This is a genomic window from Streptomyces sp. NPDC104761 (assembly GCF_055583445.1).
The window spans coordinates 351,927-363,801 of sequence record NZ_JBVJNZ010000011.1; the positions used below are offsets into that span (position 1 = coordinate 351,927).

Genomic DNA, 11,875 nt, shown 5'->3' on the forward strand with positions numbered 1-11,875 from the left:
GCGCCGGTGAGTGAAAGCCCCTAGGGGGTTCGCTGGGCAGGGGCCGTGGGGGTCGGGGCCGGGGTGGAGGCTGCGGCGATGGACTTTGCCGTGTTCGATACGGCCTTGATCCCGAGGTACGCCGTGGTCATGCTGCTCACCGCCGTGAAGGCGGCGGTGAGGACGCCGATGATCACGGACTCGTTGCCGTTGAGCCGCCAGACGCCGAAGACCGCGACCCCGGCGATCGCGAGGTTGCTGACGACGACGGCGAGGAGGCCGTAGCGCGCACGGTCCTTCTCCAGCTGTATGTCCTGATCCCGGTTCATCTTCCCCACCCTGGTGACGTGTTGACCCGCCAGAACCTAGCGGCGGCGGGCCGCGTCGCCAAGAAGGCTCAGGTGTGTCCGCCCGCCGCCCTCAACTCGGCCAGCCGGGCATCGACCTGGGCCCGGTCGTATCCGCGGCGCACGATGTCGAAGGCGGGCGGCGCGTCCGGGGCCGTGCCCGGGGCCAGGAGTGCGAGGTAGGCGTCGACCTGGGCGCGGTCGTAGCCGCGCCGGACGATCTCGAAGCCGTGGTCCTCGGGTGCCATCACGTCTCCTCTCTCTGGGTCAGCGCGCCGGGAAGACGTCGTAGTCGCCCAGCAGGTCCGCGTACACGTCCACCGAGGTGCTACCGGCGTTGTAGAGGTCGATCTCGCCGTCGGTGCCGGCCTTGACCAGTGCACGGGCGGTCGCGGTGTGGCCCTTGGTGAAGCTCAGCGAGTAGACGCCGGGGCGCGAGGTGCCGTCCGGGTAGGCGACGAGGTAGCCGTTCCCGGACGGGGCGGGCACCGTGAGGTTCAGGTCGGCGGCCGTGACCCCGGTCGCGGGGACGCCGTGGGCGCCGGTGACCTTGAGCTTGAGGGTGGCGTGGGCGGCGAGCCTGGCGACCTTGCCGGTGCCGGTTCCGGTGCGGGTGTTCAGGATGCGGGCCGGGGTGACGGGCAGGAACTCCGAGCCGCCCGCCGGGGCGCCGCCGTACCAGCCGGCGAGGTCGGCGACGAGCTGCGCCGACCCCGTGCCGGCGTTGTGGAGCACGACCTTGCCGTCCTTCAGGGGGAGCACGATCTGGGCGGTCGCGGTCTGCCCGGTGGTCCAGTAGGGGCCGGTCACGCCGGAGCCGGTGGCACCGTGCGTGGAGACGACCAGGCTGCCGGACGACTTGGTGCTGGTCGCGGTGACGTTCAGGACCACCGCGTGCGCTCCCGCCGGGACACCGTGAGGGCCGCCGACCGACAGCGTGACCGAGTGGTTGCCGGCGACCGGGCCGGTGATGCCCCCGGTGTGGTTGCGGGTGTCCAGCAGGCGGGCCGGTGTGGCCGGGTGGTAGAAGTCGCCGTACTGGGCGTTCGACTGGAGGCCGACGGTCGCGACATTGACCGTGACCGCGCCGGAACCGCTGTTGTAGATGTCGACCGAACCGGTCGGGGTGACCTTGACCGTCGCCTCGTTGAGCGCCGTCCGGCCGGGCTCGAAGTTCATGGTGGAGGTGGCGGGACGGGTGGTGCCGGCGGTGTAGAGGGTGAGCGAGCCGCTCGCTCTGGCGGCACTGGTGACGAGTTGCAGCTGAGCCGCGTCGACGCCGTCGGAATCGGCGCGCAGTGTGGCGGCCGACAACTTCAGGACCCCGTGGGCGGCGATCGTCTTCTCGGTGTCGTGCTGCGGGATCATGGCGACGAAGGTGTCCGCGGCGTGGAAGGTCGTCGTGGCGGTGGTGGTGCGGCCCAGGAGGTCCGTCTGCGTCAGCGTGGCGGTGTAGGTGCCGGGAGCCGGGTACTGGTGCAGTGCCCCCTGGGCCCGGGTGTCCAGTCCCTCCTGGCTGCCGTCGCCGTAGGTCAGGACCCGCTGGGCCACCTCCCACGAGTCCGCCGGCGCCGGAACGGCGAACTGCGCGGCGCCTGCGGCGGTCCCCACGCCCCCCACGGCCGCCGTGGCGGACAGCGAGGCGGGCGGCGGGGTGGCTGTACCCGCCGTTGCCGTTCCGAAGGATGTGGTCCGGCTCGTGCCGTCGGTGTTGGTGACGGTGACCACCGGGGTGTAGCTGCCGGGTGTGGTGTAGGTGTGGGCGATCGGGTCGCCCTGCGGGCCGGTGACGGGGGCACTGCCGTCCTGGAAGTCGACCGAGTAGGTCAGAGCCTCGCCCCAGGAGCTGGTGGCGTCGCTGGTCTTCACGGACGTGGTGAACGGTGCGACTCCGGTCCAGGGGGACGGATGGTCGTCGGACGGGATGGTGATCAGGTCCTGCCGTTCGACGGCGCCCCGGTCGGGTCGGGAAGCGCCGGTGCCGGTGTCGTCGACCAGGGGGTCGTCGACGCGCGGGGCGCCCTTGACGTCGGTGGTGAGTTCGCCCGGCGCCTGGGCGTCGGCCGAGTCGACGAGCGGGGAGTGCTCCTGCGGCGACCCGGTGACCGGCGCGCTGTATCCGTCGATGTCGTGCGCGCCCTGTCCGGTCGCGTCCCGCAGGGCAGCGGTGGTGGCGTAGGGGGTTCCGGCCCAGGCGTACTCGGGGCGCGCTGAGGCGGCGGGGCCGCTGCCGAGCTCCGCAACGTTGTAGTCGCCGGTGACCTGTCCCGCGGAATCGGCCGACACCGCATAGAGCGGAGCCGTGGGCGCCGGGCACGTGCTGTTCTGCGTCTGCTTGGTGGAGCCGAGCACGTTGTTCTCCACCGCTCCGGAACTTCCGCCGTCCAGCGATATCCCGGTGGCGCACGAGGAGACGACCGAATTGCCCGTGACGTCCGCGCCGGTCGTCCCCGTCATCGTGATCCCGCCCAGGAGCGGGTTGTTGATCACGTTGGTAGTCACGGTGACCCGGGCCGCGCCCTGCTCCGCCCGCACGCCGTACGCGTATCCGTCGTAGATCGTGTTCCGTGACACGGTCACGTCCGAGGAGGCGCCGTCCACGGTGATCGCGGTCCCCGTACTGCCGGTACCCGACGCGGGGCGCATGAAGGACAGCCGGTCGAAGGTGATGTGGTCGGACCCCTTCGACGCCACCGCGTCCTTGCCGCCGTACCTGAACATCAGCGATGCGACCCGGACGTCGTGCACGGCGTCGAGGGTCAGCGCCGGTGCGGAACCGGGCGCCGCGAGCTGCGCCCAGGTGACACCCGCGCTGGGGACCCCGGTGAAGGTGATCGGCGCGTCGCCGGTGCCCGAGCGGGTCAAGGTCACAGCTTCCGCGTAGGGGCGGTTGTCCGGCGACAGGACCAGGACCGTGTCCCCCGGTTCCACCACGTCCGCCGCGGCCTGCACGGTGCAGAAGGGCAGGCTCTGTGTGCCCGTCCCGCTGTCGCTGCACGTCACGTCATGGTTCACGTACAGCGTCCCGTCGGTCCCCGGGTCCGCCACTGCCGGCCCGCTGCCCAGGCCGTTCATCACCCCCGCGACGACGACCATGGCGAGGGACAGCCCGACGGTGGGGCGGGATCTGTGCACGGAGTCTCCCGGAGCGTTCGCGGTGCGGTCACGAGAACGCCGGATGGGGGTGAACAGCCTTGGGGGTACGAGCGCTTGGGGTCCAGGCAGGTTCAGCTCAGCGTTGACATGCAGTTGTCATGGTCGCAGCTGCATTCCAAAGGAACGCCATGATCCACCCCGGTCTTGCCCAAAACGAAGCGGCTGACGGGCAGCGCCAGGCTGCCGGGGTCCGCGCTGCCACACTGCACGGATGAACGAGACGGTCTTTCGGTACAGAGCCAGGCAGCGCTCCGTGATGTGGGCGTTCGCGCTGCTCCTCGGAGTGTGGGCCGGGTGGGCGGCCGAGCGTGCGTGGAAGCTCTTGGCCGATCACCAGACAGGCGCGGCCGTGGGGCTGTGGCTGTCATTGGGGCTGGCGCCGACCGTGGTGTGCGTGGTGATGGTCGGGATGACCATGGGGCTCACGCGCATCGACGCGGAGGGCCTGCGCACCCGCGGGATGACCGGCCGCCGGCGCGTGGCCTGGAGGGACATCGAGAGCATCCACGAGCTCGCGGGCCGTGGGCGCAACGGGAGCATCACCCAGATCGGAGTCACCCGGACCGACGGCACGTCGTTCCTGCTGCCCGTTCCCTTCACCTCGGGAAAGATCGCCGAGGACCCGGATTTCCACGAAAAGCTGCAGCTGATGCGCCGGGAGTGGAAAAAGCGCGGTGGGCGGGGCGGGGAATGAGAACAGCCCCTCCGGAATCCCGGAGGGGCTGTCTGTTGTGGCTGGGGCCGGGGTCGAACCGGCGACCTATCGCTTTTCAGGCGATCGCTCGTACCAACTGAGCTACCCAGCCACGAGGTTTCACGTGAAACCCCAGCGGTCCTGACGGGATTTGAACCCGCGGCCTCCACCTTGACAGGGTGGCGAGCACTCCAAACTGCTCCACAGGACCAAGCTGTGTGTGCAACAGTGTTGCACACGATCTTGCGTGCCCCCAACGGGATTCGAACCCGTGCTACCGCCTTGAAAGGGCGGCGTCCTAGGCCGCTAGACGATGAGGGCTATCGGCCCGCCTGGGCGCTTCGTCAGCGCGTCGGGGACGTGAGAAGCATATGGGATGGCGGGGAGTATCGCCAAAACGGTTTACGGCGCCGAGGGCGAGGGTGTGCTGGTCGTGCTCCCTGAGGGTGACGGGCTCTGCGAGGGGGACGGGGTCGCGCCCGGCTGGTTGTCCTCCGGGAGGTGACGGCTGACCTCGGCCGTCGTCTGTCCCAGGCCGCCCAGTTTGATCTCGTCCCAGGCCTGGAGCCGGTGGCTGTCCCGGTCGAAGTAGAGGATCGAGGCCTCGATCGGGTCCGGGTACTTGCCCTCGACGGCCCGTAGCCCGCTGCCGCCGGTGGATCCCTCCACGCGGAGCCGGGTGCCGTGCGGCAGGAGTTCGGTCTGCTCGTGGTGGAGGTGGCCGGACAGGACCAGGGGCACCTCGCCGTCCGTCATCCGGGCCGCGGACGGCTCGTGGACGATCGCGACGTCCGCCGGGGTGCCGGCCGCCCGCTGCTCCCGCAGGGCGGTGGCGAGGCGGTCCCCGGCCAGTTCCTCGGCCGCGTCGCCGCCGGGGACGGACGAGCGGTCGGGGGTGAACTGGGGGTCGCCGATCCCGGCGAAGCGCAGCCCGGCGATCGTCTCGGCGCGGCCGTCGTCCAGGACGTGCACGTTCTTCATGCGGGAGAGGTAGTGCTGGGTGGTACGGGAGTCATGGTTGCCCCGGACCCAGACGTACGGCACGCCCAGGTCGGCGACGGGGTCCAGGAAGCCGTTCTCGGCCGCGGTGCCGTGGTCCATGGTGTCGCCGGAGTCGACGATCACGTTCACCTTGTACTGCTCCACCAGCGAGGCGATGATCTTCCAGCTCGCCGGGTTCAGATGGATGTCGGAGACGTGCAGGACGCGCAGGGTGGCCGGGTCCGGGGAGTAGGCCGGGAGCGTGGACGTGACGTCGTGCAGTTTCGTCACGTTCGTCACCAGGCGGGCCAGTTCCTTCTGGTAGACGTCGAATTCGGTGACGATGCTGCGCGCGTTGCCGACCAGCGCCGGGGCGGAGGAGAGCAGGCCGGAGTACCGCGGTTCCAGGACCGACTCGGGGTTCCAGGTGGCGAACGCGGTCGCACCGGACGAGGCGAGCAGGGCGAGGGCGAGACCGCCGGCGGCCAGGGCGCGGCGCGGGCGGCGGTAGACGGCCAGGCCGAGGGCGGTGGCGCCGGTGACGACGGCGACGCAGGAGCGTACGGCCAGGTCGAGGGTGCCGTGCTCGACGTCGTGGGCGACCTCGTCCTGGAGGCCGGAGAGCCGCTCGGGGTGGTCGACCAGGGCTTCGGCGCGGACCGGATCGAGCTGGTCGACGTTGACGTCGAGGCGGACGGGGCCGGAGTGGGTGTCCAGGTAGAGGGCGCCCAGCGGGGAGACGTTGATCTTCGTGCCGCCGGTGAGGGACGGGCGCAGCGTCATCGTCGTGTCCATCGGGCCGACCTGGGCACGGACGTTCCCGACGATCAGCAGGCCGAGCCAGGCGCCGACGAGCACGACGGCGGCCAGGCCGAGGACGCGGCTCCAGGCGGGCGGCGCATGTGCCTCGGGGGCGAGTTCCAGGACGGGCAGGCGGGCTCGGGTTCGGGTGCGGACGCGGGCCATTGGTGCCGTATGCCCAGGATCACCGGCTCATATGCGGCGGTTCGTGCCCCTCGACGGGTTCAGGAGCCGGGCAGGTCAGCCCCAGCCCAGTTCGTGGAGGCGGGCGTCCCCGATGCCGAAGTGGTGCGCCACCTCGTGGACGACGGTCACGGCGACCTCGTGGACCACGTCCTCCGGCGTCTCGCAGTACCGGAGGGTCGGTCCCATGTAGATCGTGATGCGGTCGGGGAGGACCCCGGCGTACCACTCGCCGCGCTCGGTGAGCGGGGTCCCCTCGTAGAGGCCCAGCAGCTCCGGGTCGTCGGCGGACGGTTCGTCCTCGACGAACACGGCCACGTTGTCCATGACCCGCGTCAGCTCCGGCGGGATCCGGTCCAGGGCCTCGCTCACCAGTTCTTCGAACCCGTCGCGGGTCATCTCCAGCACAGGGCCATTGTCAGGGACGAACGCGCGGAACGGAGGTCTCCGGTCTCTATTGCACGCCTGTGACAGCGCACGCACAGCTCCGTCATGCCCCCTGGCAACACTTCTGTCATCGACCTGGTCATGCACCCTGGGGGGAACCCGATGTCCGCACGTTACCGTCGTCGCACCACAGCGGCCGCCGCCACCGGTGTCGCCGCGCTGCTGGCCGTGGCCGGCCTGTCCGCCACCGCGACGGCCGCTCCCGCCGCCAAGGCGGTGAGCGTGCCCCGGGGGCTGACCATCAGCGACGGCACCCGGCACGTCCTCGTCGGTGGCAGGTCGATCGACTTCGGTACCGTCGTCCGCGACCTTGCCTGGAACCCGAGCGGCAGCAAGGCCGTCTTCGTCGACGGCCACGGCAACCTCGTCGTCTCGGACCCCGACGGCAGCCACCGGGTCACCGTCGCCGCCAACCCGGGCCACCAGACCTGGTCCCACCCGACCTGGCAGGTCGCCGCGGCGGACCGGACGAACGGCATCCCCGCGAAGAACAACATCATCTTCTCCGCCAGGATCCAGGGCAGCACCGTGCTGGAGAGCGTCAAGGCCACCAGCAACCACGGCAGGCCGGCCAGGATCAGCCTGAACAGCGACGACCCGGAGACGGGCGCGCTCCCGAAGACGAACAACACCTGGCCGAACGCCGGCGGGTCCTACGGCACGGCCGTCTACGAGAACACGCACAACGGCGAGGTCTACATCCGGGACGACTACCTGCGTCAGCAGGGCGGTGCGCTGACCAAGGGGTCCGAGCCGGCGCTCTCGCCGGACGCGGAAGAGGTCGTCTTCGTCCGCTCGGTCGGCGGCCACGACCACCTCTTCGTGGACGACCTGACCGCCGGCACCAACGCCGTCAAGGACATCACCCCGCACGCCGCCACCGACTACACCGAGCCCACCTGGTCGCCCAACGGCAGGACCATCGCGTTCCGGACCCCGAACGGCACCTACACCGTCACCAAGTCCGGCCACGGGTTCGGTAACCCAGTCAAGGCCTCCACGCACAAGGGACTGCCCGCCTACCGCGGCTGACCGCCGTCCAGGCGGCCGTCGGAGCGGCCGTCCGGGCCGGCGTCCGCGCGGGCGAGTTCGGCCCGTAGCGCTGCCAGGTGCTGGTCCGCCGTGTCGTGCGGCAGGAACTCGACCACGTCGAGGAAACGGAACAGCACCTGGGACCTGGTGACGGCGAACTCGTAGTCGGCGAACCCCACCACGGCACCCAGCTTTCCTCGCACGGCACCCCGGACGACATGCGCGGTCATGTCGTCCGGGGTTTGTGCGCTGGTGCCCCGCCTGGCGTTGGGACGGGCCAGGTACGGGCAGACCATCGAGGCGTAGAGCATGCACGCGCGGTGCCCGGGGCCCTCCAAGGTCGGCGCCAGGTTCCGGTACGGCCGTCCGGCGGCCAGCGCGTCGCGGATCGCGGCACTCTCCGCGGCGCCGACCACCCGCCACACCGGTCCCCTCGGCATCAGGGTGTCGCAGACGGAACACCGCCTGTTCCGGGCGCACTCCGCGCTGCGCTCGTAGTCGGTGAGGGCGAACTGGGGGGCGTCGCCCTCCCACGGGGTGATGGCGGGCACCGGGTAGCCGCGGCTGTCACGAGGTCTGGCCTCGACGCTCGCCGGCATGGGAACGGAGTCGAATCGCACACCCCATGGTGAACCACCCGTGCGCGCCCTCGCGACGGTCGGGCGGCGAGGCGTGTCCTCTTGTGGGCGGCGGGAGTTGGGCAGGTTGACTTCTTTCTCCGCCCCGGAGGTGGCCGCCGTGCGCCCCTTGTACGTACCCGTCCGTCTGGCCGTCACGGTGATGGCGGTCGCGGCCGCCGCCGGCTGTGTGAACGTGGGGGACGACGCCGGCAAGGCCAAGCCGTCGCACTCCGCGGGGCACCGGGACGGTGACGCGGCCGACGGCGGGTCGGGCGGGTGGGGCGAGGGCGGTGCGGGGTACGGCGGCGTGGTGGCCGACGGCAAGCGCGGACACGGGGAGAAGGCGAAGCCGGGGGAGTCGTCGTCGGCGTCCGCGAAGCCGACGAAGGGGGCGAGCGTGGCGCCTGCCGTACCGGCGAAGCCGGGCAGGAGCGTGGTGCCGGGGGTGCCGGCCGGGCCGACAGGGGCCCCGACGACCCCCGCGCCGCCGGCGGCCTCGCCCACCCCGCCGCCGGACTCCCCCACCCCGCCGCCTCCGGCGACGGATCCGCCGTCCGCCGAGCCGTCCTCGTCGGCACACGAGGGCACGGGGACCCAACTGGTCCAGCGGGAGCCGGCACCGGCGGCGGGGACACCGGCGTAGGGGGTGGCGCCGGACGCGGGGGTGCGGGTGGTTTCGGCACCGCCGGGCCGCGCGGCGGGGGCTGAGCGCCGTTGCGGCGGAAAAAAACTTTCGGGCGGCGCCACACGAGGAGCTCGGGCGGAGTCGCCTGGCGGTCCGGCGGGGGAGCTACGGCAGCTGCGGCGGTCCGGGTGGCGAGTCCGACGCCGGCGGGCGCGTTCGGGGCGGTCGGGGTGGGTGGTCTCGGGCGCGGGGAAGAAGAGGGCGGGCCCGGGTGTTGGGGGACCTGTAGGGCTACGCGTCCGGTCTGTCTGACCCGGTGTACGTGATCTGTGTGATCTGTGCGTCGATGGATTGGCGTGAGCGTCGATGGGGCTGTGGTGAACCTGCTGTGAGCTGCGAGGTTGCGGCTCGGTTTGCCTTCGTGGGTGTTGGGTGCGTATGGTGGTAGATCGTTTGATCCCATTTGCCCGGCGCCACCGCAGAGCGCGCCGTGTGGCGCGTACTCTCCCTTGCCGTGGCGGACCGCATTGAGGCGGTCGTGAGCGAATCACGGAGTTGACGGGCGCGTGCCGAAGAGACTCCGGAAGGTTTCGCATTCGCATGTCCGTGTCCAGTAATGATCAGATCGTCGTGCCCGAGAACATCCAGGACGACGAGCTGGTGACCCAGGTCTCCGAGGAGACCGCTGACACCACCGACACCACCCCCCAGACCACCTTCGCCGACCTCGGCCTCCCCGAGGGCGTCGTGCGCAAGCTCGCGCAGAACGGCGTGACGACCCCCTTCCCGATCCAGGCCGCGACCATCCCGGACGCCCTGGTCGGCAAGGACATCCTCGGCCGTGGCCGCACCGGCTCCGGCAAGACCCTCTCCTTCGGCCTGCCCACCCTGGCCACGCTGGCCGGCGGCCGTACCGAGAAGAAGCGGCCGCGTGCCGTCATCCTCACCCCGACGCGCGAGCTGGCGATGCAGGTCGCCGACGCGCTCCAGCCCTATGGCGACGTCCTCGGCCTGAAGATGAAGGTCGTCTGCGGCGGTACGTCCATGGGCAACCAGATCTACGCCCTGGAGCGCGGCGTCGACATCCTCGTCGCCACCCCGGGCCGCCTGCGCGACATCATCAACCGCGGCGCCTGCTCCCTCGAGGACGTGCAGATCGCCGTCCTCGACGAGGCCGACCAGATGTCCGACCTGGGCTTCCTGCCCGAGGTCACCGAGCTGCTCGACCAGGTCCCGGCCGGCGGCCAGCGCATGCTCTTCTCCGCCACCATGGAGAACGAGATCTCCACGCTGGTCAAGCGCTACCTGGTCGACCCGGTCTCGCACGAGGTCGACGCGGCCCAGGGCGCGGTCACGACCATGTCCCACCACATCCTCATCGTGAAGCCCAAGGACAAGGCGCCGGTCACCGCGGCCATCGCCTCCCGCAAGGGCCGCACGATCATCTTCGTCCGCACCCAGCTGGGCGCCGACCGCGTCGCCGAGCAGCTGCGCGACTCCGGCGTGAAGGCCGACGCGCTGCACGGCGGCATGACCCAGGGGGCCAGGACCCGGACCCTCGCCGACTTCAAGGACGGTTACGTCAACGTCCTCGTCGCCACCGACGTCGCGGCCCGCGGCATCCACGTCGACGGCATCGACCTGGTCCTCAACGTCGACCCGGCCGGCGACCACAAGGACTACCTGCACCGGGCCGGCCGTACCGCCCGCGCGGGCCGCACCGGCACGGTCGTCTCGCTCTCCCTGCCGCACCAGCGCCGCCAGATCTTCCGCCTCATGGAGGACGCGGGCGTCGACGCCGGACGTCACATCATCAACTCCGGTACCGCCTTCGAGCCCGAGGTCGCCGAGATCACCGGCGCCCGTTCGATGACCGAGGTCCAGTCCGAGTCCGCGGCCAACGCGGCTCAGCAGGCCGAGCGCGAGGTCGCCCAGCTCACCAAGGAGCTGGAGCGGGCGCAGCGCCGGGCCGCCGAGCTGCGCGACGAGGCCGACCGTCTGGTCGCCCGGGTCGCCCGCGAGCGCGGCGAGGACCCGGAGGCGGCGGTCGCCGAGGCGCAGGCCCAGGCAGAGGCCGTGGTCGAGGAGGCCGTCGTGGCGGCCGAGCCGACGGTTCCGGCGGCGCGGGAGACCGAGCGCCGGGACAACCGGGAGCGCGGCTTCGAGAAGCGTTCCTTCGACCGGGACCGCGACCGGGACCGTGGCGACCGCCCGTTCAACCGTGACCGCGACCGTGGCTTCGAGCGTCGCGACGACCGCCGTGACGACCGTGGCGGCCGCCCCTTCGAGCGTCGCGAAAACCGCGAGCGCGGTTTCGAACGCCGTGACGAGCGTCGCCCCTTCGACCGCGACGACCGCGGTGACCGCGGTGGCCGTTCCTTCGACCGGGACCGCGACCGCACGGACCGTCCGTTCAACCGCGACCGCCGGGACGACCGCGGGGGTTTCCGCCGCGACGAGCGTCGTGACGACCGGGGCGACCGTGGCGGGTTCCGCCGCGACGACCGTGGTGACCGCGGTGGCCGTTCCTTCGACCGGGACCGTGACGACCGCGGCGGCCGTTCCTTCGAGCGCCGCGACGACCGGGGCGGCTTCCGCCGGGACGACCGTCCGTCCGGTCACCGTGGCAGCGACCGCCCGTTCAACCGTGACCGCCGCGACGACCGCCCGGGCTTCCGCAGCGGCGGCCACAGCGGCCACGACCGCCCGTTCGGCCGCCGTGACGACCACCGCGGTTCGTCGTCCTCCGGCTCCTTCGGCCGCCGCGACGACAAGCCGCGCTGGAAGCGCAACGGCTGACGCACCCTCATGAACGGCTGAGGGGGGGGGGGGGGGGGGGGGGGGGGGGGGGGGGGGGGCGCGGGGGGGGGGGGGGGGGGGGGGGGGTGGGGGGGAGGGGGGGGGGGGGGGGGGGGATGGGGGGGGGGGGGGTGGGGGAAGAAGGGGGGGGGGGGGGAGGGGGGGTGGGGGGGGGGGGGGTTTTCTGCGTTCGGAGGGGAGGGCGGCGCGT

General features: G+C 71.8%; 10 protein-coding genes and 3 tRNA genes. 4 read left to right on the forward strand and 9 right to left on the reverse strand.

The annotated features are described in order from the left end of the window. Positions 1–20 precede the first annotated feature (20 nt). The 3 genes from ACZ63F_RS29020 to ACZ63F_RS29030 form a co-directional block, all read right to left on the reverse strand. Positions 21–308: a hypothetical protein gene (locus ACZ63F_RS29020; protein ID WP_469715152.1), complete on the reverse strand. Its 288-nt coding sequence runs from the start codon at positions 306–308 to the stop codon at positions 21–23. Positions 309–376: 68 nt separating this feature from the next. Continuing rightward, entirely contained in the window at positions 377–574 is a 198-nt protein-coding gene (locus ACZ63F_RS29025) for a DivIVA domain-containing protein (protein ID WP_469715155.1), read from the reverse strand. Positions 575–593: 19 nt separating this feature from the next. Beyond that, the gene (locus ACZ63F_RS29030) at positions 594–3,461 is read right to left on the reverse strand and encodes a PKD domain-containing protein (RefSeq protein ID WP_469715158.1); all 2,868 of its coding nucleotides are present in this window, start codon (positions 3,459–3,461) and stop codon (positions 594–596) included. A gap of 232 nt (positions 3,462–3,693) precedes the next feature. Here ACZ63F_RS29030 and ACZ63F_RS29035 point away from each other — a divergent pair, with 232 nt between their 5' ends. Then, entirely contained in the window at positions 3,694–4,176 is a 483-nt protein-coding gene (locus ACZ63F_RS29035) for a PH domain-containing protein (protein ID WP_469715160.1), read from the forward strand. Between the two features lie 38 nt (positions 4,177–4,214). Here ACZ63F_RS29035 and ACZ63F_RS29040 read toward each other — a convergent pair. The 5 genes from ACZ63F_RS29040 to ACZ63F_RS29060 all read right to left on the reverse strand — a co-directional run bounded on the left by ACZ63F_RS29040 (position 4,215) and on the right by ACZ63F_RS29060 (position 6,549). Then, a tRNA-Phe gene (locus ACZ63F_RS29040) sits at positions 4,215–4,288 on the reverse strand. Positions 4,289–4,312: 24 nt separating this feature from the next. After that, positions 4,313–4,387 (reverse strand) — tRNA-Asp (locus ACZ63F_RS29045). 37 nt (positions 4,388–4,424) lie between these two features. Then, positions 4,425–4,497 (reverse strand) — tRNA-Glu (locus ACZ63F_RS29050). 81 nt (positions 4,498–4,578) lie between these two features. Further along, positions 4,579–6,123: a metallophosphoesterase family protein gene (locus ACZ63F_RS29055; protein WP_469715162.1), complete on the reverse strand. Its 1,545-nt coding sequence runs from the start codon at positions 6,121–6,123 to the stop codon at positions 4,579–4,581. Between the two features lie 75 nt (positions 6,124–6,198). After that, positions 6,199–6,549, reverse strand: a complete 351-nt coding sequence (locus ACZ63F_RS29060) for a metallopeptidase family protein (RefSeq protein ID WP_352361908.1) — start codon at positions 6,547–6,549, stop codon at positions 6,199–6,201. 141 nt (positions 6,550–6,690) lie between these two features. Here ACZ63F_RS29060 and ACZ63F_RS29065 point away from each other — a divergent pair, with 141 nt between their 5' ends. Beyond that, positions 6,691–7,620, forward strand: coding sequence for a TolB family protein (locus ACZ63F_RS29065; RefSeq protein ID WP_469715165.1), 930 nt, complete (start codon positions 6,691–6,693; stop codon positions 7,618–7,620). Here the strand turns inward: ACZ63F_RS29065 and ACZ63F_RS29070 are convergent. Beyond that, positions 7,608–8,219: a hypothetical protein gene (locus ACZ63F_RS29070; RefSeq protein WP_469715167.1), complete on the reverse strand. Its 612-nt coding sequence runs from the start codon at positions 8,217–8,219 to the stop codon at positions 7,608–7,610. The two genes, ACZ63F_RS29065 and ACZ63F_RS29070, sit on opposite strands and share 13 nt — an antisense overlap. Positions 8,220–8,358: 139 nt before the next feature. Here ACZ63F_RS29070 and ACZ63F_RS29075 point away from each other — a divergent pair, with 139 nt between their 5' ends. Both ACZ63F_RS29075 and ACZ63F_RS29080 read left to right on the forward strand, forming a co-directional pair. Beyond that, positions 8,359–8,883 (forward strand): hypothetical protein, encoded by a 525-nt coding sequence (locus ACZ63F_RS29075; RefSeq protein ID WP_469715169.1) that lies wholly within the window; start codon positions 8,359–8,361, stop codon positions 8,881–8,883. Positions 8,884–9,465: 582 nt separating this feature from the next. After that, entirely contained in the window at positions 9,466–11,664 is a 2,199-nt protein-coding gene (locus ACZ63F_RS29080; RefSeq protein ID WP_469715171.1) for a DEAD/DEAH box helicase, read from the forward strand. Positions 11,665–11,875: the final 211 nt, after the last annotated feature.

What these genes read in the sequence shown, in the direction of transcription:
- ACZ63F_RS29025 (WP_469715155.1), bottom strand. Translation starts at nt 574, where the DNA reads ATGGCACCCGAGGACCACGGCTTCGAGATCGTCCGGCGCGGCTACGAC.
- ACZ63F_RS29055 (WP_469715162.1), bottom strand. Translation starts at nt 6,123, where the DNA reads ATGGCCCGCGTCCGCACCCGAACCCGAGCCCGCCTGCCCGTCCTGGAA.
- ACZ63F_RS29070 (WP_469715167.1), bottom strand. Translation starts at nt 8,219, where the DNA reads ATGCCGGCGAGCGTCGAGGCCAGACCTCGTGACAGCCGCGGCTACCCG.
- ACZ63F_RS29035 (WP_469715160.1), top strand. Translation starts at nt 3,694, where the DNA reads ATGAACGAGACGGTCTTTCGGTACAGAGCCAGGCAGCGCTCCGTGATG.
- ACZ63F_RS29065 (WP_469715165.1), top strand. Translation starts at nt 6,691, where the DNA reads ATGTCCGCACGTTACCGTCGTCGCACCACAGCGGCCGCCGCCACCGGT.
- ACZ63F_RS29080 (WP_469715171.1), top strand. Translation starts at nt 9,466, where the DNA reads ATGTCCGTGTCCAGTAATGATCAGATCGTCGTGCCCGAGAACATCCAG.
- ACZ63F_RS29020 (WP_469715152.1), bottom strand. Translation starts at nt 308, where the DNA reads ATGAACCGGGATCAGGACATACAGCTGGAGAAGGACCGTGCGCGCTAC.